Annotated in this window: 20 protein-coding genes and 3 tRNA genes; 17 read left to right on the top strand and 6 right to left on the bottom strand. The window is 61.8% G+C overall.

Annotation, left to right across the window (positions count from 1 at the left end; all coding sequences use genetic code 11):
• Window positions 1-2: 2 nt before the first annotated feature.
• Window positions 3-1,334, bottom strand: a complete 1,332-nt coding sequence (locus AC07UB_RS03575) for a multicopper oxidase family protein (RefSeq protein ID WP_494652140.1) — start codon at window positions 1,332-1,334, stop codon at window positions 3-5.
• Between the two features lie 177 nt (window positions 1,335-1,511).
• Here AC07UB_RS03575 and AC07UB_RS03570 point away from each other — a divergent pair.
• From AC07UB_RS03570 to AC07UB_RS03550, 5 genes are all read left to right on the top strand, one after another.
• Window positions 1,512-1,596, top strand: a tRNA-Leu gene (locus AC07UB_RS03570).
• 167 nt (window positions 1,597-1,763) lie between these two features.
• Window positions 1,764-3,122: a trigger factor gene (tig, locus tag AC07UB_RS03565; RefSeq protein WP_492789004.1), complete on the top strand. Its 1,359-nt coding sequence runs from the start codon at window positions 1,764-1,766 to the stop codon at window positions 3,120-3,122.
• Window positions 3,123-3,357: 235 nt separating this feature from the next.
• Window positions 3,358-3,990, top strand: a complete 633-nt coding sequence (locus AC07UB_RS03560; RefSeq protein WP_492789005.1) for an ATP-dependent Clp protease proteolytic subunit — start codon at window positions 3,358-3,360, stop codon at window positions 3,988-3,990.
• Window positions 3,991-4,269: 279 nt separating this feature from the next.
• The gene (locus tag AC07UB_RS03555; RefSeq protein WP_494652141.1) at window positions 4,270-7,629 is read left to right on the top strand and encodes a CHAT domain-containing protein; all 3,360 of its coding nucleotides are present in this window, start codon (window positions 4,270-4,272) and stop codon (window positions 7,627-7,629) included.
• Between the two features lie 77 nt (window positions 7,630-7,706).
• Window positions 7,707-8,156 (top strand): hypothetical protein, encoded by a 450-nt coding sequence (locus tag AC07UB_RS03550; RefSeq protein ID WP_494652143.1) that lies wholly within the window; start codon window positions 7,707-7,709, stop codon window positions 8,154-8,156.
• Window positions 8,157-8,251: 95 nt separating this feature from the next.
• Here AC07UB_RS03550 and AC07UB_RS03545 read toward each other — a convergent pair whose 3' ends face one another.
• A complete protein-coding gene (locus AC07UB_RS03545) occupies window positions 8,252-8,413 on the bottom strand; it encodes a hypothetical protein (RefSeq protein WP_494652144.1) in 162 nt (53 codons plus the stop codon).
• Between the two features lie 12 nt (window positions 8,414-8,425).
• On the opposite strand from AC07UB_RS03545, the gene AC07UB_RS03540 reads away from it, so the two are divergent.
• The 3 genes from AC07UB_RS03540 (at window position 8,426) to lon (ending at window position 13,560) form a co-directional block, all read left to right on the top strand.
• Window positions 8,426-9,193 (top strand): hypothetical protein, encoded by a 768-nt coding sequence (locus tag AC07UB_RS03540; protein WP_494652145.1) that lies wholly within the window; start codon window positions 8,426-8,428, stop codon window positions 9,191-9,193.
• A 342-nt stretch (window positions 9,194-9,535) separates the two neighbouring features.
• Entirely contained in the window at window positions 9,536-10,804 is a 1,269-nt protein-coding gene (gene clpX, locus AC07UB_RS03535; RefSeq protein ID WP_492789010.1) for an ATP-dependent Clp protease ATP-binding subunit ClpX, read from the top strand.
• Between the two features lie 329 nt (window positions 10,805-11,133).
• A complete protein-coding gene (gene lon / locus AC07UB_RS03530; protein ID WP_492789011.1) occupies window positions 11,134-13,560 on the top strand; it encodes an endopeptidase La in 2,427 nt (808 codons plus the stop codon).
• A gap of 75 nt (window positions 13,561-13,635) precedes the next feature.
• Here lon and AC07UB_RS03525 read toward each other — a convergent pair whose 3' ends face one another.
• The gene (locus tag AC07UB_RS03525) at window positions 13,636-14,205 is read right to left on the bottom strand and encodes an ester cyclase (RefSeq protein WP_494652146.1); all 570 of its coding nucleotides are present in this window, start codon (window positions 14,203-14,205) and stop codon (window positions 13,636-13,638) included.
• A 123-nt stretch (window positions 14,206-14,328) separates the two neighbouring features.
• On the opposite strand from AC07UB_RS03525, the gene AC07UB_RS03520 reads away from it, so the two are divergent.
• Window positions 14,329-14,405 (top strand) — tRNA-Val (locus tag AC07UB_RS03520).
• Between the two features lie 91 nt (window positions 14,406-14,496).
• Window positions 14,497-14,805, top strand: a complete 309-nt coding sequence (locus AC07UB_RS03515; RefSeq protein WP_494652147.1) for a YciI family protein — start codon at window positions 14,497-14,499, stop codon at window positions 14,803-14,805.
• Between the two features lie 19 nt (window positions 14,806-14,824).
• Here AC07UB_RS03515 and AC07UB_RS03510 read toward each other — a convergent pair whose 3' ends face one another.
• The 3 genes from AC07UB_RS03510 to AC07UB_RS03500 form a co-directional block, all read right to left on the bottom strand.
• Window positions 14,825-15,478 carry a glutathione S-transferase family protein gene (locus AC07UB_RS03510; protein WP_494652149.1) on the bottom strand — a complete coding sequence of 218 codons (654 nt, stop codon included), beginning with the start codon at window positions 15,476-15,478 and terminating at the stop codon, window positions 14,825-14,827.
• A gap of 3 nt (window positions 15,479-15,481) precedes the next feature.
• The gene (gene pepT, locus AC07UB_RS03505) at window positions 15,482-16,726 is read right to left on the bottom strand and encodes a peptidase T (protein ID WP_492789014.1); all 1,245 of its coding nucleotides are present in this window, start codon (window positions 16,724-16,726) and stop codon (window positions 15,482-15,484) included.
• Window positions 16,727-16,850: 124 nt separating this feature from the next.
• Window positions 16,851-17,150, bottom strand: coding sequence for an HU family DNA-binding protein (locus tag AC07UB_RS03500; protein ID WP_235100422.1), 300 nt, complete (start codon window positions 17,148-17,150; stop codon window positions 16,851-16,853).
• A 219-nt stretch (window positions 17,151-17,369) separates the two neighbouring features.
• Here AC07UB_RS03500 and AC07UB_RS03495 point away from each other — a divergent pair.
• The 7 genes from AC07UB_RS03495 to AC07UB_RS03465 all read left to right on the top strand — a co-directional run bounded on the left by AC07UB_RS03495 (window position 17,370) and on the right by AC07UB_RS03465 (window position 22,754).
• Window positions 17,370-17,446 (top strand) — tRNA-Asp (locus AC07UB_RS03495).
• Between the two features lie 180 nt (window positions 17,447-17,626).
• Window positions 17,627-18,718: a tartrate dehydrogenase gene (locus AC07UB_RS03490; protein ID WP_492789015.1), complete on the top strand. Its 1,092-nt coding sequence runs from the start codon at window positions 17,627-17,629 to the stop codon at window positions 18,716-18,718.
• 250 nt (window positions 18,719-18,968) lie between these two features.
• Window positions 18,969-19,334: an NADH-quinone oxidoreductase subunit A gene (locus AC07UB_RS03485; RefSeq protein ID WP_019196894.1), complete on the top strand. Its 366-nt coding sequence runs from the start codon at window positions 18,969-18,971 to the stop codon at window positions 19,332-19,334.
• The gene (locus AC07UB_RS03480) at window positions 19,325-19,924 is read left to right on the top strand and encodes a NuoB/complex I 20 kDa subunit family protein (protein ID WP_492789016.1); all 600 of its coding nucleotides are present in this window, start codon (window positions 19,325-19,327) and stop codon (window positions 19,922-19,924) included. The genes AC07UB_RS03485 and AC07UB_RS03480 overlap by 10 nt, the downstream gene beginning before the upstream one ends.
• A 6-nt stretch (window positions 19,925-19,930) precedes the next feature.
• Window positions 19,931-20,581, top strand: coding sequence for an NADH-quinone oxidoreductase subunit C (locus AC07UB_RS03475; protein ID WP_492789017.1), 651 nt, complete (start codon window positions 19,931-19,933; stop codon window positions 20,579-20,581).
• A complete protein-coding gene (locus AC07UB_RS03470) occupies window positions 20,581-21,786 on the top strand; it encodes an NADH-quinone oxidoreductase subunit D (protein ID WP_492789018.1) in 1,206 nt (401 codons plus the stop codon). The genes AC07UB_RS03475 and AC07UB_RS03470 overlap by 1 nt, the downstream gene beginning before the upstream one ends.
• A complete protein-coding gene (locus tag AC07UB_RS03465) occupies window positions 21,786-22,754 on the top strand; it encodes an FkbM family methyltransferase (protein WP_492789019.1) in 969 nt (322 codons plus the stop codon). Before AC07UB_RS03470 ends, AC07UB_RS03465 begins: the two co-directional genes overlap by 1 nt.
• Window positions 22,755-22,771 lie beyond the last annotated feature (17 nt).

The raw sequence follows: 22,771 nt of genomic DNA, 5'->3' as shown, positions 1-22,771 counted from the left end.
CGCTACTCCACCGCGTAACTGCGCACCAGTTTCGGCGCGGCCCAGTTCAGCGCGGTGGCCTCCATCAGCCATTGTCCGGCATGGTCCGCCGCGAACGCGATGCGCTGGGTCTGGCTCTTGTCGATCATCAGCGTGTCGAGCCAGAACGGTTTCCAGCCGTCATCGAGCCGGTCGAGCAGGCGGAAGTGGTGACCGTTCAGGCGGAACACCACGGGACTGGCGGCGGGATTCGTGATCGCCATCACGACGGTGCGTCCGCGCTTGACGCGATAGACCGGCGCGGTGGAGGCGTTGAGATCGCCAGGCGTGGTCCACTGCGCCTTCGGATCGAGCGACAGGTCCGAGCGCAGCGCGCCTTGCAGGTTGAGGCGTGCCGGAAGATTGCCCGGAGGAAACGCCGCCGCAGGCGGCAACGGTGCGGCACGGAGCGGTGCGTCGTTCGACATTACCAGCCGTGCGATGGTTCGCGGCGCAGTGCCGTCATGCATGACGATCTGCGAGATCGTGCCCGGTGCACGCGTTGCATCGATAAAAGCATCGATCCGCGATCCCGGCGCGAGCACGATCTGGCCGTCGCGCGCGGGAAAAGGTTCGGCGGGCGCGCCGTCGATCGCCATCACCCGCACGTCGTGATTCTCGATTTTGATGCCGACGGGGGAGCGCGGACTGCCGTTGACGAAGCGCAGGCGCAGCCGCTCGTTGACCTTCGCAGTGATGTCGAGGCTCGGCTTGCCGTTGACGGTGAAGGCCGCGGTGCTGCCTTCGGGGTTGTTCCCCGATGGAATCGAACTGCCGTCGGGCTTCAGCCGCCATTCCTCGATCAGCAAAACCTCGTCGCGGTCCACGGCGAGCGGCGGGTTGTCGTCAACGATGAGCGCCCGACCCGCGATCGGTCGGGCAGCGGTGTCGCCAAGAAGCTGCGCGCTGGCCAGAAAGGTTCCCGGTTGCCGCAGCGGCAGGACGAACGACGCCCGCCCGTTCGGTGGCACCGGCGCTTGCACCGTGAGCGGGGCGATGGCCTGCGCGCCGTCGATTCCGAGCCAGTTCAAGATGATAGGGGCAGGGAGTTCATTTGAAAGCGTAACCGCAAGGTCGCCCCTGGCGAACCGGAACGCGCCGGCGTTGGCTGCCTCGAGCGTCCAGACCTGGCTCGGGGGGAGCCCTGCGCCGAGCGACATGGTTCCCGGCCGGGCGCGTAGCGCCAGCGTCTGACCCGCCTGAGCCAATGCTTGTCCCTGAGCAAAGGCCGGCAGCCGCAGCCCGGAGGTGAGGGCGATTCCTCCCAGTCCGGCCAGTATTGCCCGCCGCGACGGCGAAAAAACCCGATTTGTCATGGGCTATGCGGACCATTTTTGATCCCGGCTGTCCAGCGGGCGCTTGGTCGCCGCGCGGGACCTCCAAGCGCGCCCTAAGGCCGCGTTGCGAAAGCCATTTTTTTGCTGCGAAGCAGTTGCCTCATGTTATAAGCCCGCCGCTCGCGGCTGTGCCGCTGGACTGAAGATGTGCGCTGCGCGGGCGTGGCGGAACTGGTAGACGCGCTGGGTTTAGGTTCCAGTGACGAAAGTTGTGGGGGTTCGAGTCCCTCCGCCCGCACCAAGCGCGAAATTCGTTTGCGCAAGTATTCTGGAGGAGACGTTTCCGTCGGGAACGTGTCCGCCGTGCCACCGATACATGCCGAACGGCTCTGCTGCCGAATGGCTTTGTGTCCAACAGATTGACAACGACCCGGCGACGCCGGGTCAAGCCGGAAGAAGATTGACGCCATGCAGGTCACAGAAACCCTCGCCGAGGGATTGAAGCACGAGTTCAAGGTCAGCGTTCCCGCGTCGGATATCGATGCCAAGGTGGATGCCCGGCTTGTCGACATGAAGGACAAGGTGAAGCTCAACGGTTTCCGTCCCGGCAAGGTGCCCGTCGCGCATCTCAAGAAAGTTTATGGCCGCTCCGTTGCCGCCGAGACCGTCGAGCAGCTGATCCGCGACACCAACTCCGGAATCTTCACGGAGCGCGGCTTCCGTCTCGCGACCGAACCCAAGGTCACCATGCCGACCGAGGAAAAGGAAATCGAAGCGATCCTCGACGGCAAGTCCGACCTGAACTATTCGGTCGCGATCGAGGTCGTGCCTGCGATCGAACTGGCCGACTTCAAGAGCTTCAACGTCGAAAAGCCGGTGGCGACTGTCACCGATGCCGACATCGATGAGGCGCTGAAGCGCATCGCCGAGCAGAGCCGCCCGTATGCCGCGAAGGCAGACGGCGCCAAGGCCGAATCCGGCGACCGCGTCACGGTGGCTTTCAAGGGCAGCATCGACGGTGAGCTGTTCGACGGCGGCACCGGCGAGGGCATTCAGGTCGTGATCGGCTCGAACACCTTCATTCCGGGCTTCGAGGACCAGCTGATCGGGATCGCTTCCGGCGAAACGCGCACCATCAAGGCGTCGTTCCCGAAGAACTATGCGGCTGCGAACCTGGCCGGCAAGGACGCCGAGTTTGAAACCACTGCCAGCGCCATCGAAGCGCCGCAGGAAGTCAAGATCGATGAAGAGTTCGCCAAGACGCTCGGCATGGAATCGCTCGACAAGCTGAAAGAGGCGATGCGCGAACGTCTGGTCGCCGAGTTCGCTGGCGCGTCGCGCCAGCGCGTGAAGCGCGTGCTGCTCGACAAGCTCGACGACGCACACAAGTTCGGTCCGCCGCCCTCGCTGGTCGAGGAAGAGTTCAAGCTGATGTGGAATTCCATCAAGTCTGAAATGGAATCCTCGGGCAAGAGCTTCGCCGACGAGAACACCACCGAGGAAGCCGCCAAGGCGGAATACGAGAAGATCGCAGACCGCCGCGTTCGCCTCGGCCTCGTGCTCTCGGAGATCGGCGAGAAGAACAAGATCACCGTCACCGACGATGAAGTCAGCCGCGCGCTGATCGACCGTGCGCGCCAGTCGCCGGGCCGCGAAAAGGAAATCTGGGATTTCTATCGCAGCAATCCCAACGCGCTGGCGCAGCTTCGCGCGCCGATCTACGAGGACAAGGTCGTCGACTTCATTCTTGAGCTTGCGAATGTCACCGAAAAGCAGGTGACGCGCGACGACCTGCTCAAGGAAGAAGACGACAAGACCGCCGCCTGATTGCGATCCCCGATTTCCGGTAAGGGGATTGGGGCCGCATTAACGATATGACCGAAATGAGCAGTGCGGCGCGTCCGCGCTGCTTTGCGTGCTTGGCCGAATCAGCTTCAACTCCCGCCACTTCGGGTTGCCTTTCGCTCTTGTGGCCGCCTTATCGGTCCATATGTGTAGTGTCCAACCCTTCTGCATCACGAGGCATTCCGGCCGGCTGCCTCCGCCAACCTTCAGGTGAACAATGCGCGATCCCGTTGAAACCTACATGAACCTCGTGCCGATGGTGGTCGAGCAGACCAATCGCGGCGAGAGGGCCTACGACATTTTTTCGCGCCTGCTGAAAGAGCGCATCATTTTCGTGACCGGACCGGTCGAGGACGGCATGTCGGTGCTGGTCGTCGCGCAGCTCCTGTTTCTGGAAGCCGAGAATCCCAAGAAGGAAATCTCGATGTACATCAACTCGCCGGGCGGCGTGGTGACATCGGGCCTCGCGATCTACGACACCATGCAGTTCATCCGTCCGCCGGTCTCGACCCTGTGCACCGGGCAGGCGGCGTCGATGGGGTCGCTCCTGCTGGCCGCCGGTGAGAAGGACATGCGCTTCTCGCTGCCGAACTCGCGGATCATGGTCCACCAGCCGTCGGGCGGTTTCCAGGGCCAAGCGACCGACATCATGCTGCACGCGCAGGAAATCCTGAACCTGAAGAAGCGTCTGAACGAAATCTACGTCAAGCACACCGGCCAGAGCTACCAGGCGATCGAGGATGCGCTGGAGCGCGACAAGTTCCTGACCGCCGAGATGGCGAAGGACTTCGGCCTGGTCGATAAGGTGATCGACAAGCGCGCCGAGGAAGCGACGCCGAAGCTGCCGTAACGCGAATTCCCGGCCTGGTTGCGAATAAGATGGACGCCCCTCAAGGGCGTCCGTTTTTGCATGAGGGTGCCGTCACCCGCTTTGGTGAATGCGAACGCTTTTTAGGGTTCCGCCCGCGCGCCGGTCTTGACCGGTTGCCGTTCTTGGCGGCTAATTATTGCCATTGATCCGGGACTGCTGGACCCGTCGTTTATTGCGATCCTTATTTTTTTGACGGCATCCATTGCGCTCCGGGCACACCATTTTCGATGAGAATGAAAACGTCCGGGAGCATCCGTCATGACACGCACAACAGTCGGCGTGGCCGCGTTTATCGTTTCGTTTCTGTCGGTCATCACCGGGCTTCCGGCTTCCGCCCTTGAACTCGAACAGGCCCGGGAGCAGTGCCGCAATTCCATCGGCCGGCCCACCTACATGGCGTGCAAGCAGGGCGGCGGCCCCCATGAGGCGTGCATGGCGCGGGCGAAGGCTGCCGCCACGCCGTGCGTGCGCAATGCGATGATGGCTGCCCGCCCGAAGGCGGCGCTGAACGACGCCGCCAAGATATCCGCTCCGAAGGCCGAGGACCTCGCCGCCGGCGCGAAACTCGCGAAAGAGAACACCACGCTGGTCGCTCCGCCGCGCTCGGTGTCCGACATTACGGCCATCCTCGACCAGCAGAAGCCGGACCCCGCCAAGATCGCGGAATTGACCGCAACCGCGGATGCGCCGGTCCCGGCGGGTCTGAAAGGCGGGGCGCTTGCGGACTTCCACTACAAGCGCGCGCAGGCACGAACACTGCTTGGCCGTTCGGAAGCGGCGCTGGCGGACTCCGAACTGGCGGTCAGCAACGGGCAGGGCGGCGACTACAAGACTGAAGGCAGCCGCTATGAGTCGTTCCTGATGCGTCACCTGCGGGATGCGGGGCAGCACAAGCGCGCCAATGCGTTGCTGCTGAAGCAGTCGGCGGCATTCGCCAACCAGTCGAAAGGCAGACTGTTCGTTCTGCAATACATCCAGACCCTGGGTTACATCCGGAACGGCGACACCAACACCGCGGAAAGCTACGCCGCGCGCAACCGCTCGCTGCTGGCCGAGGCACAGCGATGGCCGGTGTTCCCGATCTACGGCATGAACTGGCAGGCCATCGTGGAAGACGGCAACGCGCGCGTTGCCGAGGCCCGGGGGCGGTTTGCTGACGCCGAAGCGGCTTATCGCAAGGCGTCCGTTTTTTATACGAGTTCGCTCGCAACGCTTCCGAAATGGGAAACCCAGCCGCCGGAAGGACAGATCGAACGGTCGGCCGATTGGGCGCTCGCGCTGGAAGGCCGCACCAAGGTCAAGCAGGGACGGGTTGGTGAAGGCGAGGCGGATGTGCGCCGCGCGCTTCTCAGCCGGCTCAGCAAATCGGGAAAATTCCATGCCGATACCGCAGGCATTCTGGGGGTGTTCGTCTACGTCATCCAGGAGCAAGGCCGTTACGCGGAAGCCGAGCAGCTTCAGAGGGAAGTCATCAACATCTACAAAGGACTCGGCTACGCCGACGACTCCGGCCAGCTGGTCAACGCCAATGTCTTCCTCGCGCAGATTTTGAACCTCGAACGCAAGTACGAAGAGGCGACGAAACTCTACGATCAAGTGGACGTCTGGACGGCGAAGTGGGAACCGTCGCGCCGCGAGAACGTGAGCGGCGGTCTCGCCCGTGTCTCCATCATGCTGACGCAGGGCAATTTCGACAACGCGCTTGAAATTGCGCAACGCTCCTACGAGCGCGAAAAAGCGCGCTCCGGCGACAAAAGTTTGAACACGGCGGTGGCGCGCGGCTATTACGCCGTGACGCTGGCGCGCAAGGGCCGCACACCCGAGGCGCTGCAGGCGTTCAAGGAGTCGATCCCGGTTCTGCAGACCGCATCCGGCGGCAGCGATGACGACAGCGGGTCGACGGCGGCGGCGCGCGAAGGCCGCGTTCGTTTCGTCGTCGAAGGTTATCTCCGCACGCTGGCACTCAATCCGGCTGCTGCTCCGGCAAATGTCGCCGAGGAAACTTTCAGCTACGCCGATCTGCTGCGCGGACAATCCGTGCAGCGTGCGTTGCAGGCCTCGTCGGCCCGTGCGTCGACCAGCAACCCTGAACTCGCGAAACTGATGCGCGCATCGCAGGACGGCGAAAAGCAGATCGGTGCGGCTGTCGCCACGCTGAACAACCTCCTGGCCCTGCCGCCGGCGGAACGCGAGGACAAGGCGCTGAAGGCGACACAGGCGCAGATCGCGGCGTTGCAGGCATCGCGCGCGCAGACGCTCAAGGACATCGCGAAGAAGTTTCCGGATTACGGCAATCTGGTCAATCCGCCGCCGCCGAATGCGAGCGACCTGCAAAAGCAACTGACGGGCGACGAGGCGCTGCTGTCGTTCTACTTCGGCCGCTTCGACAGTTTCGTCTGGGTGGTGCGCAAGGACATGCCCGTGCAGTTCGCGCGGATCAAGATGTCGCTCGGCGACCTGAATGCCACCGTGACCAAGCTGCGCGAGGCGCTGGAGCCGAAGGCTGCGATGATCTCGGACATTCCCGCTTTCGATGTGAAGCTGGCGTCGCAGTTGTACGATCAGTTGCTGAAGCCGCTTGAAAGCAGCTGGAAGCCGGCGAAGAGCCTGATCGTCGTGACCAACGGCGCGCTCGGCCTGTTGCCGCTGTCGCTGTTGCCGACCGCGGCGGCCGAGGTGAAGACGGACGACGATCCGCTGTTTGCGAGCTATCGCAATGTTCCGTGGCTGGCGCGGACGCACGCCGTCACGCTGGTGCCGTCGGCCTCCGCATTGCAGACCTTGCGCAAGCTGCCGCCGGGCAAGGCGTCGCGGCAGGATCTGATTGCATTCGGCGATCCGTATTTCAGCAAGGAGCAAGCGGACGACGCGGCCAAGACCGACAAGCTGATCCAGGTCGCCGACGCATCGAACGTCACCCGCGGCGTGCCGTTGAAGCGGCGCAACAGCCCGCAGCTCGAGGGCGTCGACAGCGCGCAGCTCGGACAATTGCCACGTCTGCCGGATACGTCCGACGAACTGACCTCCATCGCGCTCGCGTTGCAGGCCGATCCCACCAAGGTGCTCAACCTCGGCAAGGAGGCCAACGAGAGCAAGGTGAAGTCGATGGACCTTTCGGGGTTCAAGATCGTCGCCTTCGCCACTCACGGGCTGGTGCCGGGCGAACTGGACGGCCTGACACAACCGGCGCTGGCGCTGTCAGCGCCCACGCTGTCGGATTCCAGCGGCGACGGGCTGCTGACAATGGAGGAAATCCTGTCGCTGAAGCTCGATGCGGATTGGGTGGTGCTGTCCGCCTGTAACACCGCAGCCGGGGCAGGCGCGGGAGCGGAGGCGGCATCCGGTCTGGGCCGCGCGTTCTTCTATGCGGGGACGCGCGCGCTGCTTGTGACGAACTGGTCGGTGCACTCGCAGTCGGCCCGCGAACTGGTGACCGATTTGTTCAAGCGGCAGGCGGACGATCCCAAGCTGACGCGCGGGGAGGCGCTGCGGCAGGCCATGATGGCGCTTGCGGACGGGCCGGGCTACGTCGGCTCGGACGGAAAAGCCGAGTTTGCCTATGCGCACCCGCTGTTCTGGGCTCCTTATTCGATCATCGGCGACGGCGGCGGACGTTAAGGAAACTGCTGCAAGCGGCTTTCGGAGAACATTGCCGTGCTGTAGTCTTGCGGCATTGCGGTTAGGGAGATTTCCAGATGCGGCGTTCTCTTTTGCGGGCGTTGATTTTAACCACCGGCATTGTTGTTCTGGCCTCGTCGCCGGTGAAGGCCGGTACGGTCCTCATCTCCGCGGACGAAGCAAAACTGCCGCCGCCGAAAGGCGCGGTGGCGGTTGCCAGCCGCGGAATTACGCGCGGCCCCAAGGTCGCCTATGTCGGCTCCGACGCCGCGCAGTCGCCGATGCGGCTGCAGCTCAAGTTCGAATCCTTCGGCGGCGCCAAGATCGACACGGACTCTCTCAAAGTCACCTACATGAAGAACCCGGCCGTCGATCTGACGCCGCGGCTGAAACCCTTCGTGCAGCCGACCGGCATCGATATGCCCGGAGCCGAGTTGCCGCCCGGCGACCATCTCATTCGCGTGGATGTGAAGGACTCCGACGGCCGCGCCGCCAGCACCAGCTTCACGCTCAAGATCGCACCCTGAGCCGCATGCCGGCCGATTGCCCCTTCTGCGCACAACCCGTCGTCCCGCAAGCGCTCGTCTGCAGTTCATGCGCGCGCGACATCGCGGTTCCCGCGTCATTGATTGCGGAGCGCGATGAGCTTCTCCTCAAGCGGGAAGCGGTGCGCGAGGAACTCGCAAGCGCAAAGGCGGAACTCGAAACGCTTCGGCGCCGCCAGCGCATCTCCTTGCGGCGGCGCTGAGATGTCCATACCGCGCGCAGCCGTCACGTCAAACATTCGGGCATTCTGATGGAGTGCCCTTTTTGCGCGGAAAAAGTCAAAGACGAAGTCCTCGTCTGCAAGCATTGCTCGCGCGATCTGCGGGTGGTGCGCCCGGTGCTGCTCGAAGTCGAAGGGATTGTCGAAGACCTCGAGAAGCTGCGGCACGAATTCGACAGCGTCAAAGCGAAACTCTACCGGCGGCGGCATCCGGTCAGGTCCTTCGCGGTTCACAGCATCGCCTACATCCTGATCCCGGCGGTCCTGTTGGTGGCGACGCATGTTCTGGTCACGATCGTGTTCAATGTGTCGCCGGTGTATCTGCGCATCGCGTCTGTGTTGATCCCGTTGCCGTTCGGGGTGGCTATCCACATCATTCAAAAGGTCGGGGTGCGCGGCGCGGCGATTGTCGGAATCCTGACCGCGCTGCTCAGCGTGTTCTGCATGCTGACCGTCACCGGCCTCAACGATCACGTCCCGATTCTCCCGGGGCCATGGGTCGAGTGGCGCGAGGTGCTGGAATATTCCGCGAGCATCGCGCTCGCCTTCGTGACCGGCAACATTCTCGCTATCCTGATCCTGCAGCTTCTTGCCAGTTCGCTGTCGCAGGGGGACCGGCCGAACGCGGCGGCCTATCGGATCGCGCGGGTGCTGGGCCCCTATGCCGGTGACGACCAGCTTCGGCGTCGCGCGCGGATTATCCAGGATCTGATCAAGACCGCCGGGCCGCTGCTGGGCATTTTGTCGACCGCCGCGGGGTCGATTTACACCGGTCTCAAGGGGATGCTCGGCTCCTAGCAGCCCTCCGTCAGGCCCCGGCGGAGTTCCGCAGCGGGTTATCCCGTGTCATTCCCGCAACGCTGCAATGAATTCGACCCCAAGAGCTCCTTAAAAGGCGCAAAATTGCGCCCAGATCACGGAGTTGGGTGGTTCAGCGATTAGCGAATTCTTGATAGTCGGGTGTCAGCATGGTTGGCTAGGGCCTGATGAGCGGGGATTCGATTGAACCGTGATTCGCACGGTAACTGGAGTGATGGGTCTTTTTTGGTACGGTTTTTGCTCCTATCTACACGTCGTACCGGCGTGTGCCGGGATGGGGCAAGCCCCTAGGACAAGATCGAGCGGCGGACGGAGATTGGAATGAGCAAGGTCGGTACGAGCGATTCGAAGAACACTCTCTATTGCTCGTTCTGCGGGAAGAGCCAGCATGAGGTCCGCAAGCTGATTGCGGGCCCGACCGTATTCATCTGCGATGAGTGCGTCGAACTGTGCATGGACATCATCCGCGAAGAGAACAAGTCCTCGCTCGTGAAGTCGCGCGACGGCATTCCGACGCCGAAGGAAATCTGCAAGGTTCTGGACGACTACGTGATCGGTCAGCAGCACGCCAAGAAGGTGCTCTCGGTCGCGGTTCACAACCACTACAAGCGCCTCAATCACCAGACCAAGCACAACGACGTTGAGCTTGCGAAGTCGAACATCCTGCTGATCGGTCCTACGGGTTCGGGCAAGACGTTGCTGGCGCAGACGCTGGCGCGCATTCTCGACGTGCCGTTCACCATGGCTGACGCGACGACGCTGACCGAAGCCGGTTATGTCGGCGAGGACGTCGAGAACATCATCCTGAAGCTGTTGCAGGCGGCCGACTACAACGTCGAGCGTGCGCAGCGCGGCATCGTCTACATCGACGAAATCGACAAGATTTCGCGCAAGTCCGACAATCCGTCGATCACCCGCGATGTGTCGGGCGAGGGCGTGCAGCAGGCGCTGCTCAAGATCATGGAAGGCACCGTGGCTTCCGTGCCGCCGCAGGGTGGCCGCAAGCATCCGCAGCAGGAGTTCCTGCAGGTGGACACGACCAACATCCTGTTCATCTGCGGTGGTGCGTTCTCCGGCCTCGAAAAGATCATTTCGGGACGTGGCCGCACCACGTCGATCGGCTTCGCCGCTCAGGTTCTGGCACCCGAAGATCGCCGCACGGGCGAAATCTTCCGTCACGTCGAGCCTGAGGACTTGCTGAAGTATGGTCTCATTCCGGAGTTCGTCGGCCGTCTGCCGGTTGTGGCGACGCTGGAGGATCTGGACGAGGCTTCGCTGAAGAAGATCCTGACCGATCCGAAGAACGCGCTGGTGAAGCAATATCAGCGCCTGTTCGAAATGGAGAATGTCGAACTCACCTTCGCGGACGAGGCTCTCGGCGCGGTGGCCCGCAAGGCCATCGAACGCAAGACCGGCGCACGTGGACTGCGTTCGATCCTGGAAAGCATCCTGCTCGAGACGATGTTCGATCTTCCGGGCCTCGAAGGCGTCGAGGAAGTCGTCATTTCCCGCGAAGTCGTCGAGGCAACGGCACGTCCGCTGTACATCTACGCGGACCGGGCCAAGGAAGAGTCCAGCGCCAGCGCCTGATACCGGCGCGGGAACCCTGAGAATTGTCCCGGAAGGGCCGCTGAACCATGTTCGGCGGCCCTTCCGCTTTCGGTCGAGACTTTGGAATAAGCCCAATTCACAGGGGTTTTTCGCACTCTTGACACCCCCATGCGGCATAGCCACCTAATGATGTGCTGCGGGACGAAGATCTTCCAAGATTCGCAGCGACCCGACCCGGGTAGGTGAGAGGCCATCGCGGCCACTGGCTCAAAAGAGCTCTTTCTTCTCCGGTACACCAAGGCACCTTGTGGCGGTTGCGTCAGAACGGCGGACTGCGTGCAAGGGGGCGCAACAAAAGGAATATGGGCATGACTGCCTCAAAGCCTCGTCCAACCATCGTTCACGGCGAAAGCCACTCCTATCCGGTGCTGCCGCTTCGCGACATCGTCGTCTTCCCGCATATGATCGTGCCGCTGTTCGTCGGCCGCGAGAAGTCGATCAAGGCGCTCGAAGAGGTGATGAAGAACGATGCGCTGATCTTCCTCGCGACGCAGAAGAACGCGTCGGACGATGATCCGGCCCCGGACTCCATTTACGAGATCGGTACGCTCGCCAGCGTGCTGCAGCTCCTGAAATTGCCCGACGGCACCGTCAAGGTGCTGGTCGAAGGTTTGGAGCGCGCCAAGGCCGGCAAGTATTCCGATCGCGCCGACTTCTATGAAGCTGAAGCCGTGGCGCTTGCCGACGTCGATGCCAAGAGCGTCGAGGCGGAAGCCTTGTCGCGTTCGGTCGTCTCCGACTTCGAGAGCTATGTGAAGCTGAACAAGAAGATTTCCGCCGAAGTGGTGGGCGTCGTTCAGCAGATCACGGATTTCGCGAAGCTCGCGGATACCGTGGCGTCGCATCTCGCCGTCAAGATTTCCGACCGCCAGGGCATTCTGGAAACGTTGTCCGTCTCCCAGCGCCTCGAGAAGGTGATGGGCCTGATGGAGAGCGAGATCTCGGTGTTGCAGGTCGAGAAGAAAATCCGCTCGCGCGTCAAGCGCCAGATGGAGAAGACCCAGCGCGAGTACTACCTCAACGAGCAGATGAAGGCGATCCAGAAGGAACTCGGCGACGACGAAGGTCGCGACGAGCTGGCCGATCTGGAAGAGAAGATCGCCAAGACCAAGCTCTCGAAGGAAGCTCGCGAGAAGGCGACGCACGAACTGAAGAAGCTGCGGCAGATGTCTCCGATGTCCGCCGAGGCAACGGTCGTGCGCAACTATCTCGACTGGCTGCTGTCGATTCCATGGGGCAAGAAGTCCAAGGTCAAGAAGGACCTCGTTGCCGCGCAGGAAGTGCTCGACAACGATCACTACGGGCTTGAGAAGGTGAAGGACCGCATCGTCGAGTATCTCGCCGTGCAGTCGCGCGCCAACAAGCTCACCGGTCCGATCCTGTGCCTCGTCGGCCCTCCGGGCGTCGGCAAGACCTCGCTCGGCAAGTCGATCGCGAAGGCGACCGGCCGTGAGTTCGTGCGCGTGTCGCTTGGCGGCGTGCGGGACGAAGCGGAAATCCGCGGTCACCGCCGCACCTATATCGGCTCGATGCCCGGCAAGATCATCCAGTCGATGCGGAAGGCGAAGACCTCGAACCCGCTGTTCCTGCTAGACGAGATCGACAAGATGGGCGCGGACTTCCGCGGCGATCCGTCGTCGGCCTTGCTTGAGGTTCTTGACCCCGAGCAGAACGCGACGTTTGCCGATCACTATCTGGAAGTCGACTACGATCTCTCCAACGTGATGTTCATCACGACCGCGAATACGCTCAATATTCCCGGACCTCTGATGGACCGCATGGAGATCATCCGTATCGCCGGCTACACCGAGAACGAGAAGGTGGAGATTGCCCGCAAGCATCTCCTCCCGAACGCGATCTCCAAGCACGGTCTGAGCTCCAAGGAGTTCTCGATCGACGACGAGGCGCTGTCGTTCCTGATCCGCCGCTACACCCGCGAAGCGGGCGTGCGTAACCTCGAGCGTGAGATTTCAACACTCGCCCGCAAGGCGGTGAAGGAATTGATGATCTCGAAGAAGAAGTCGGTGAAGGTGACTGCGGCCGTGGTCGAGGAATTCCTCGGCGTGCCGAAGTATCGCTACGGCGAGATCGAGAGCGAGGACCAGGTTGGCGTCGTGACAGGTCTGGCCTGGACCGATGTCGGCGGCGAGTTGCTCACCATCGAAAGCGTCATGATGCCCGGCAAGGGCCGCATGACGGTGACGGGCAACCTGCGTGACGTGATGAAGGAGTCGATCTCGGCTGCTGCATCCTACGTTCGCTCGCGCGCGATCAACTACGGCATCGAGCCGCCGTTGTTCGAGCGTCGCGACATCCACGTCCACGTGCCGGAGGGGGCGACCCCGAAGGACGGTCCGTCGGCGGGCGTTGCGATGACGACGTCCATCGTCTCGGTGCTGACCGGCATTCCGATCCGGCATGATGTCGCCATGACGGGCGAGATCACGCTGCGCGGACGCGTGCTGCCGATCGGCGGTCTGAAGGAGAAGCTGCTTGCGGCCGGACGTGGCGGCATCAAGACGGTCTTCATTCCGGAAGACAACGCCAAGGACCTCACGGAGATTTCCGACGCCATCAAGGGCGGCATGGAAATCATCCCGGTCGCGCGGATGGACGAAGTGCTGGCCAAGGCGCTGGTGCGGATGCCGACGCCGATCGTCTGGGAAGAGGATACCAAGGTGCTGGCGAAGCCTGACGCAGCGGACGAAGCTGCGGGCGGCCTGACCGCGCACTAAGCGGCCTCTTTGAGCGAAATGAAAACGGCGCCTTCGGGCGCCGTTTTTGGTTGAGCTGACTGGCCGCGGCTGGACTCACTGGATGCCGAGTTGCTGCAGATAGGCCGCGTTATCCCAGAACAGCTGTTCTTCGGCGATGCAGCCATTTTCCCAGCGCGCGATAGTCGCCATGGGTAACTTCAGCTTATTGCCAGTTGGCTGAATGGTTTTGTTCATCATGGCCATTGGCTTGGTGAAGGTCGCTTCGAGGATGCCGATCGTGGCTGTCCAACTATCTTTCTTCATGACCTTCGAAGACGTTCTTAAATTCGGATTGGTCGATGCCCAGTTCGCTGAACCGAAACTGACAGGATGCGATGACACACGCATATCCGGGGTCGCGACGAACATCTGGGCGATGTCGGACTGGTGCTGCTTTATGCCACGGGTTTCATGCCCGTCCGGATAGACGACCCTAACGTCCGGGCAGTGAATTTCATTGAAGAGCTTCCAATCCTGCTTGGAAAAGGCGTCGAAATCCAATTGATCAAAGCGGGCGAGATGGCCGGTCGTACCGCGGTGTTCGGGAGCCGCGGGTGCTGGTGCCGAAACAATAGATACCGCGAACACGGCGAGAATTCCGACTGAGGCTTTTGAACTAGTCATGGGGATCCCTCCACAGGATATATCTGGGCATTCTCAATCCCGTCCCTGACTATTACGCTTCTTGGGTTGCAGGGAAAGGCGTCACTTGCTTGCCTGCGGAGGTGGCGTTAGAAGCTGAATTACGGGCGATTAGCTCAGCTGGTTAGAGCATCTCGTTTACACCGAGAGGGTCGGCGGTTCGAATCCGTCATCGCCTACCAATCCTTGTCACGGCGCTGCCATGTTGCGTGCCTAAGCATTCGCGGTCGCTTTCCCATCTGTTCTGTTGTCGCTATCAGCGCGGAGTGTCGGATGAAGTACTTCCTGTGCCGCTTCATTCCTCCGGGCCCCGATTTTCTCAAGACGATGACGCCGCAGGACAAGTCGCTGATGAAGGCGCATGGCGAGTTCTTGCAGGCGCTGCTGGAAGAGGGCGGCGTGGTCGCGCACGGGCCGGTGGCCGATCCGGCCGGCGGCTGGGGCATGTCGCTGTTCGAGACAGCGGATGACGAGAGCGCCGATGATGTCCGCGCCGTTGTCGCGGAAGACCCGATGATCAAGGCCAATATCGGCGCACGCTACGAGGTGCTGCCGATGCTTCAGTTGCGGATGAGAGGCTAGAATCCGGGGCCGATCTTGATCAGCCGGCCGGTGGCTTGCCGGTGTTAACCGCCAATTGCGCGGCGAATGCACGCTTGTAGGCGGGCCGCGCTTCGCCGCGGGCGACATAGGCCGACAGGTTCGGATATTCGTCCAGAATGCCCGATGGTTTCAGCCTCTGCAGCACCGACACCATCATCAGGTCGCCCGCGCTGAACCCGCCATCGAGCCAGTCGGCGCTGCCAAGACGAGCGGAGAGTTGCTTCAACCGTTCGCGGACGCGATCCGCGACCAGAGGCATGCGCTCCTTGCTCCAGGGCTTGGAGCCTTCCAGAATCCTGGCGGTTGCCAGTTCGAGGATCGGCGGCTCCACCGTGTTGATCGCGGCAAACATCCATGTGATCGCGCGCGCCCGCGCGTTGGCATCGTCCGGCAGCAGGCCCGCATGGCGCTCGGCGAGATGGAAGACGATCGACCCTGTCTCGAACAGCGCGAGATCGCCGTCCTCATAGGTCGGGATCTGACCGAAAGGATGAAGCGCCAGATGTGCGGGTTCCTTCATCGCCTGAAACGAAACAAGCCGAACCTCGTAAGGAAGGCCGACTTCTTCAAGCGCCCAGCGAACACGCGTATCACGCGCCAATCCCCTGCCGCCGTCGGGTGACCGTTCAAAGGCGGTAATGGTGATGGTCATCGTCTACGCCCGTTCCTCCCAGATCGCCGCGAGATGCACGATGGTGCGCACCGCCGCTTCCATGTCCTGAACGCTGACCCATTCGAGGCGCGAGTGGAACGCATGTTCGCCCGCGAAGATATTCGGGCAGGGCAGCCCCATGAAGGATAGCCGCGATCCGTCGGTGCCGCCGCGAATGCTGCTGAGGATCGGCTGAAGACCCGCGCGGCCGATGGCTTCCAGCGCGTACTCCACCACCTCGGGATGGCGGTCGAGTACCTCTTTCATGTTGCGGTACTGTTGCTTGATCGCAAGCGTATAGGTCGAGCGCGGGAAATCCTTCATCACGCCACGCACGATGTCTTCGAGCAGCGTCTCCTTGTCCTTCAGGCCCTGTTCGGAAAAATCGCGCACGATCAGCGACAGCGTCGCGCTGTCGAGACCGCCTTCAAGGCCGACCGGATGCAGGAAGCCCTCGCGGCCTTCCGTGGTTTCGGGTGCGAGATCTTTCGGTAGCCGGTCGACGATCCGCGACGCAATCTTGATTGCGTGCTCCATCTTGCCCTTGGCGAAACCGGGATGCGCGCTGACGCCCTGAATCGTGATGGTTACGCCGTCCGCCGAGAATGTCTCGTCTTCGAGGTGGCCCGCGCTTTCGCCGTCGATGGTGTAGCCGAAGTCGGCGCCGAGCTTCTTCAGATCGACCTTGTCCGCGCCGCGGCCGATTTCCTCGTCCGGCGTGAAGAGAATCTTGATCGGGCCGTGCTTGATCTGCGGATTGGCGATCAGGATTTTGACCGCATCCATGATCTCGGCAAGGCCCGCCTTGTTGTCGGCGCCGAGCAGGGTGGTGCCGTCGGTGGTGACGATGTCATTGCCGATCTGTTCGGCCAGCGCCGGATGTTCGGCGGCGCGGATGATCTGCTTCGGATCCGCCGGCAGCACGATGTCGCCGCCGGGATAGTTGCGGACGATCTGCGGCTTTACATCCTTGCCGGTGCAGTCCGGCGAGGTGTCCATGTGCGAGCAGAAGCAGATGACGGGAACGGTCTTGTCCGTCGTCGCCGGCAGCGTGGCGTAGACATAGCCGTGTTCGTCGAGATGGGCGTCCTTGAGCCCGAGATCGCGCAATTCCTGCGCGAGCAGGCGGCCGAGGTCTTTCTGTTTCTCGGTGGACGGGCAGGTGGGAGACGAGGCGTCGGACTGCGTATCGATTCGGACGTAACGCAGGAAGCGTTCGAGAACGGTGTGGGTGAATGCGATAGCCAACAGTTGCTCCGTCGTCCTGAGTGCGGCTTGCGGAATGTAGGGGCGCTGCTCTCAAAAGAAAACGCCATCCCGGCGTCGCGCGAAGCGGGCCGGAATGGCGCTAATTCCAGACGGAATGCCGAAGTTAGACGGCTTCCTTGAGTTCCTTGGCGGCGCGGAAGGCAACCTTCTTGCTCGCCTTGATCTGAATCGCTTCGCCGGTCGCCGGGTTACGGCCCATGCGGGCGGCGCGCTTGCGAACCTGGAGAATGCCGAGGCCGACGATGCGGATACGCTCGCCCTTCTTGAGGTGCTTGGTGATCTTGGTGACCAGATCGCCGAGGATGGCTTCGGCGGTCTTCTTGGACAACTCGTGCTCCTCGGCGAGCGCCGCGGCAAGGTGCTTAAGGGTCACGGTGGCAGGGGTAGCTGCTTTCTTCGCCATATTGATCCTCCTCTAGGGTACGTGGCTCTGCGAAAACTAACGATACATCAGGGCTTATTTGATTCGGGAGCAAACTGACTACGAGTTTTGCCTGTAAACAGTGCCTTATTTGCATCGACAGTGGAAAAGACACTGTCAGATAAGGGGATTCGCAACAACCTTGACTCGGCATGTCGCCCCCTTTAAGTCCCACCTCCTGTGCGGATCGCTTCGATCTACGCGGGAGTAGCTCAGTTGGTTAGAGCGCCGGCCTGTCACGCCGGAGGTCGCGGGTTCGAGCCCCGTCTCTCGCGCCACAAAATCAAGCACTTAGCCCATATTTTCTGGCGTTATTCGGCTCCGCAAGCCCATCCCCGCTGCTCTGCATCCCCGCCAATCGCGATTGTGCGTTTTGGCGCGCGCGCTCTCTCCTGTATGGCTATGGCGCGTCCGACCGGGCGCCAAGAAACCCCATTCCACAGGCAAGGAACGTGACGATGCCGACCAGCAGAACCGGGACCAACAGAACCTACAGGCTGGCCGTGATTCCCGGGGACGGCATCGGCAAGGAAGTGGTGCCGGAAGGCCTGCGCGTGCTGGAAGCGGCAGCCAAGAAGTTCAATTTTGAACTGAAACTCGACAACTTCGATTTCGCGTCCTGCGACTACTACCAGAAGCACGGCAAGATGATGCCGGACGACTGGAAGACCCAGATCGGCAGCCACGATGCGATCTTCTTCGGCGCGGTCGGCATGCCAGCGATTCTGCCGGACCATATTTCGCTGTGGGGCTCGCTGATCCAGTTTCGCCGGGAATTCGACCAGTACGTCAACCTGCGGCCCGTGCGCCTGATGCCCGGCGTGAAGTCCCCGCTGGCCGGCCGGAAGCCCGGCGACATCGACTTTTTCGTCGTGCGCGAGAACACCGAAGGCGAATATTCGTCCATCGGCGGACGCATGTTTCCGAACACCGACCGCGAGGTGGTGATTCAGGAAAGCGTCATGTCGCGCACCGGCGTCGACCGCATTCTGAAATTCGCGTTTGAGCTGGCCCAGAGCCGCCCGAAAAAGCACCTGACATCCGCGACCAAATCGAACGGTATCTCGATCACGATGCCTTACTGGGACGAGCGGGTCGAAGAAATGGCCAAGGCCTATCCGGGCGTGAAGTGGGACAAGTATCATATTGATATTCTGGCCGCGAACTTCGTGCTGCATCCGGACTGGTTCGATGTGGTCGTGGGATCGAATTTATTCGGGGATATCCTGTCCGATCTCGGCCCGGCCTGCACCGGCACCATCGGCATCGCGCCATCCGGCAGCCTCAACCCGGAACGCAAGTTTCCGTCGCTGTTCGAGCCGGTCCATGGCTCCGCGCCGGATATCGCCGGGAAAGGGATCGCCAATCCCGTGGGGCAGATCTGGTCGGCGGCGATGATGCTGGATCATCTCGGCGAGCCGGAAGCGGGGCAGGCGATTGTGACGGCCATCGAGACCGTTCTGGCCAACGAAAAGCTGCGAACGCGGGACCTCGGCGGGCAGGCCGATACGGTGGCGTGCGGCAAGGAAATCGCGCGTCTTTTGTCGTGACGGGGCAGCAACGGACTGCGACGAAGGTCGCAGATGTCGTTGTTCCCTGCATCTGCCATAGGCATCGCGCGTAGGGCCATCGGCAAGGCCCATCGGCACCGGAAATTCGTTCCCGGCGCGCGTTCCAGGTGGCGATTCAGGCTTCAAAACAGCTTGTCTTGCCCTCCCTGTTGCGCTGCGCTATCCCTTTCGAACCATTCCAATGTTTCGCGAATCCGCGAGACAAAATCGGGCAGCACGAGGGTCGCCGATGGGCGGAATTCTGCAAAACTACCTGCCGCTTGTTGTGTTCATCGGGGTCGCGACCGTCATCGGTCTTGCGCTCCTGGTTGCGCCCTTCATCGTTGCGTATCAGCAGCCCGATCCGGAAAAGCTTTCGGCCTATGAATGCGGTTTCAATGCATTCGACGATGCGCGCATGAAGTTCGATGTCCGGTTTTATCTGGTCGCCATTCTTTTCATCATCTTCGATCTTGAAGTCGCCTTCCTGTTTCCGTGGGCGGTGGCGTTCGGCAAGCTCGGCCTCGCCGGGTTCTGGTCGATGATGGTGTTTCTCGGCGTGCTGACCATCGGCTTCGCCTATGAGTGGAAAAAGGGAGCGCTCGAATGGGATTGAGCCCCACCGCGACGGCTTCTCCGATCATGCAGCCGGCGGTCTCGCAGGCGGCGACGGGGATTCTCGATCCGCGCACCGGCCTGCCGGTCGGCGCGGACGACAAGTATTTTCTCGAAGTGAACAACGAACTGTCCGACAAGGGCTTCTTCGTCGCCGCGACCGATGACCTGATCACCTGGGCGCGCACCGGCTCGCTGATGTGGATGACGTTCGGTCTGGCGTGCTGCGCGGTGGAGATGATGCAGGTGTCGATGCCGCGTTACGACGTCGAGCGCTTCGGCTTCGCGCCGCGTGCATCGCCGCGGCAGTCCGACGTGATGATCGTCGCCGGCACGCTGACCAACAAGATGGCGCCTGCGCTCCGCAAGGTTTACGACCAGATGCCGGAGCCGCGCTACGTGATCTCGATGGGATCCTGCGCCAACGGCGGCGGCTACTATCACTATTCCTATTCGGTGGTGCGCGGCTGCGACCGCATCGTGCCCGTCGATATTTATGTTCCCGGCTGTCCTCCGACGGCGGAAGCGCTGCTCTACGGCGTTCTGCTGTTGCAGAAGAAGATCCGGCGCACGGGAACGATTGAACGGTAATCGCACATGGACGACGCGCGACTCAACGCACTGGGTGAGACGATCGTTGCCGCGCTTCCGGGCGCGGCGCTGGGATACGCGGTTGCGTTCAACCAGCTCACGATCGCGGTTGATATTCAGAAAATCGTCGAGATCGTCCGCGTGCTGCGCGATGATCCGCGTTTCCGCTTCGTGAATTTCACCGACGCCACGGCGGTGGATTACCCCGGCCGCGAAAACCGATTCGACGTGATCTATCATTTCCTGTCGCCGGTGCTGAATACGCGCGTTCGTTTGCGCGGCGAGGCGAGTGAGTCCACGCAGGTGCCGTCGATCATCACAGTGTTTCCGGGCTGCGACTGGTTCGAGCGCGAGACCTACGATCTCTATGGCGTGATTTTCACCGGCCATCCCGACATGCGCCGGCTGCTGACCGACTACGGCTTCGACGGCCATCCGCTGCGCAAGGATTTTCCGCTGACGGGTTTCGTCGAGGTTCGTTACGACGATCAGGAAAAGCGTGTGGTGTACGAGCCGGTGCGGCTCAACCAGGAATTCCGCAAGTTCGATTTTCTCTCGCCGTGGGAAGGTGCGGACTACGCGCTGCCGGGTGACGAGAAGAAAAGCGGCGATGTGCCGCCGGCGCCCGGTGCTGCGCCTGCAAAGGCAGGTGCCTGATGAGCGAAGTTATCGGCGAAGCCCCGGGCATGCGTAACTTCACGATCAATTTCGGACCGCAGCATCCGGCGGCGCACGGCGTGCTGCGTCTGGTGCTGGAGCTTGACGGCGAAGTCGTCGAGCGCGTCGATCCGCACATTGGGCTGCTTCATCGCGGCACCGAGAAGCTGATCGAGCAGAAGACCTATCTGCAGGCGATCCCGTATTTCGACCGGCTCGATTACGTCGCGCCGATGAATCAGGAGCATGCGTTCTGCCTCGCCGCTGAGAAGCTGCTGGGCATCACCGTGCCGCGCCGCGGCCAGCTGATCCGCGTTCTGTACAGCGAAATCGGCCGCATCCTGTCGCATCTTCTCAACGTCACCACGCAGGCGATGGACGTCGGTGCGCTGACGCCGCCGCTGTGGGGCTTCGAGGAACGCGAAAAGCTGATGGTGTTCTATGAGCGCGCATCGGGGTCGCGGATGCACGCGGCGTTCTTCCGCCTTGGCGGCGTACATCAGGATCTGCCGACCAAGCTGATCGACGATATCTATAACTGGTGCGATCCGTTCCTTCAGGTGGTCGCGGACCTCGAAACGCTTCTCACCGGCAACCGCATCTTCAAGCAGCGTAACGTCGATATCGGCGTGGTGACGCTGGAGCAGGCGTGGGAGTGGGGCTTCTCCGGCGTCATGGTGCGCGGCTCCGGTGCTGCATGGGACCTGCGCAAGTCGCAGCCCTACGAATGCTACGCCGAGATGGATTTCGATATTCCGATCGGCAAGAACGGCGACTGCTACGACCGCTACTGCATCCGCATGGAAGAAATGCGCCAGTCGGTGCGCATCATGAAGCAGTGCATCGAGAAGCTGCGCGCGCCGGACGGGCAGGGACCGGTCTCGGTCGAGGACAACAAGATCGTGCCGCCCAAGCGCGGCGAGATGAAGCGCTCGATGGAAGCGCTGATCCATCACTTCAAGCTTTACACCGAAGGCGTTCGCGTTCCCGCGGGCGAAGTCTATGCTGCGGTGGAAGCGCCCAAGGGCGAGTTCGGCGTGTTCCTCGTCGCCGACGGCACCAACAAGCCCTACAAGTGCAAGATCCGTGCGCCGGGCTTTGCGCATCTTCAGGCGATGGATTTCATCTGCAAGGGTCATCTGCTGGCAGACGTGTCGGCCATTCTGGGCTCGCTTGACATCGTGTTCGGCGAGGTGGACCGCTGATGACGCAGCCGCCGATTATTTTTGATCGCAACACCGGCGTGATGACCGGCGCAACCGCATGGGAGCGCACGATCGGCTTCGCGTTGCTCGCGGGGTCAAAGGTCGGCGCGCATATCTATCATCGCGGTTACAACACGGCGGCCAATACCCTGAAGAAGCTGTTGCCAGCGCGTGACATCAACGTGATGCTCAATCCGGACGCCGCCTTCTCGTTTCCCTACGGTGACGGCTACTGGAGCAAGCTGCTGAACCGGACCTTCCTCTACGAGGAAGAACTCGAGATGCTGCTGCTCGACTCCAGGGATATCGATTACACATTTGTCGATTGCGGAGCGAACTACGGTTACTGGTCCGTCATGGTTTCCAGCAAGCGCTTCGGTTCTCACAAATCCATCGCTATCGAGCCATCTTCGCGCAACTTTCCGCGCCTTGCGCATAATGCGAAGATCAACAGCAGCCGCTTCTATCCAATCCACGCTGCGATCGGCTCCTCGCGCGGTACGGCGACGCTGTCCGGCAATCGCCATGAAGCGTTCAGCATCGCCGGCGGGGCTGACGAAAAGGGCGAGACTGTGTCGGTGCTCGCGCTCGACAACCTGATCGAGGACGGCAGGATACCTGCAACGGGCAAATATCTTATCAAGCTTGATGTCGAAGGCGTTGAGATCGAAGCGATGAAAGGTGGTGCGCGGCTTGCGCAGACCGATACCGTTTTCATTTGCGAAGAGCACGGCAACGATCCGACGCACGCGGTGACCCGCTACATTGTGGACGAGACGCCGATGAAGGCGATCATTCATGATCCGGTGGCCGACAAGTTCGAAGAGGTGAAGGATCTTGCGATCCTCGATCGGATCAAGACGCTGTCCCACATCGGATACAATGTTTTCGCGACGTCGAGCGCGTTCTGGGAAGAGCGCATCTACGGTTTGAATTCAGGCAACGCACGCCGCGCCATGACTCTTTGAGAGGTGACTCGATGAGA

Source organism: Afipia sp. GW821-FHT04G03 (genome assembly GCF_059419985.1).
This window is presented reverse-complemented; position numbering and strand designations above follow the sequence as displayed.

What these genes read in the sequence shown, in the direction of transcription:
- tig (WP_492789004.1), top strand. Translation starts at nt 1,764, where the DNA reads ATGCAGGTCACAGAAACCCTCGCCGAGGGATTGAAGCACGAGTTCAAG.
- AC07UB_RS03575 (WP_494652140.1), bottom strand. Translation starts at nt 1,334, where the DNA reads ATGACAAATCGGGTTTTTTCGCCGTCGCGGCGGGCAATACTGGCCGGA.
- AC07UB_RS03560 (WP_492789005.1), top strand. Translation starts at nt 3,358, where the DNA reads ATGCGCGATCCCGTTGAAACCTACATGAACCTCGTGCCGATGGTGGTC.
- AC07UB_RS03475 (WP_492789017.1), top strand. Translation starts at nt 19,931, where the DNA reads ATGGACGACGCGCGACTCAACGCACTGGGTGAGACGATCGTTGCCGCG.
- AC07UB_RS03545 (WP_494652144.1), bottom strand. Translation starts at nt 8,413, where the DNA reads ATGTTTGACGTGACGGCTGCGCGCGGTATGGACATCTCAGCGCCGCCG.
- AC07UB_RS03465 (WP_492789019.1), top strand. Translation starts at nt 21,786, where the DNA reads ATGACGCAGCCGCCGATTATTTTTGATCGCAACACCGGCGTGATGACC.
- lon (WP_492789011.1), top strand. Translation starts at nt 11,134, where the DNA reads ATGACTGCCTCAAAGCCTCGTCCAACCATCGTTCACGGCGAAAGCCAC.
- AC07UB_RS03490 (WP_492789015.1), top strand. Translation starts at nt 17,627, where the DNA reads ATGCCGACCAGCAGAACCGGGACCAACAGAACCTACAGGCTGGCCGTG.
- clpX (WP_492789010.1), top strand. Translation starts at nt 9,536, where the DNA reads ATGAGCAAGGTCGGTACGAGCGATTCGAAGAACACTCTCTATTGCTCG.
- AC07UB_RS03540 (WP_494652145.1), top strand. Translation starts at nt 8,426, where the DNA reads ATGGAGTGCCCTTTTTGCGCGGAAAAAGTCAAAGACGAAGTCCTCGTC.
- AC07UB_RS03480 (WP_492789016.1), top strand. Translation starts at nt 19,325, where the DNA reads ATGGGATTGAGCCCCACCGCGACGGCTTCTCCGATCATGCAGCCGGCG.
- AC07UB_RS03515 (WP_494652147.1), top strand. Translation starts at nt 14,497, where the DNA reads ATGAAGTACTTCCTGTGCCGCTTCATTCCTCCGGGCCCCGATTTTCTC.
- AC07UB_RS03500 (WP_235100422.1), bottom strand. Translation starts at nt 17,150, where the DNA reads ATGGCGAAGAAAGCAGCTACCCCTGCCACCGTGACCCTTAAGCACCTT.
- AC07UB_RS03470 (WP_492789018.1), top strand. Translation starts at nt 20,581, where the DNA reads ATGAGCGAAGTTATCGGCGAAGCCCCGGGCATGCGTAACTTCACGATC.
- AC07UB_RS03485 (WP_019196894.1), top strand. Translation starts at nt 18,969, where the DNA reads ATGGGCGGAATTCTGCAAAACTACCTGCCGCTTGTTGTGTTCATCGGG.
- AC07UB_RS03525 (WP_494652146.1), bottom strand. Translation starts at nt 14,205, where the DNA reads ATGACTAGTTCAAAAGCCTCAGTCGGAATTCTCGCCGTGTTCGCGGTA.
- AC07UB_RS03555 (WP_494652141.1), top strand. Translation starts at nt 4,270, where the DNA reads ATGACACGCACAACAGTCGGCGTGGCCGCGTTTATCGTTTCGTTTCTG.
- AC07UB_RS03510 (WP_494652149.1), bottom strand. Translation starts at nt 15,478, where the DNA reads ATGACCATCACCATTACCGCCTTTGAACGGTCACCCGACGGCGGCAGG.
- AC07UB_RS03550 (WP_494652143.1), top strand. Translation starts at nt 7,707, where the DNA reads ATGCGGCGTTCTCTTTTGCGGGCGTTGATTTTAACCACCGGCATTGTT.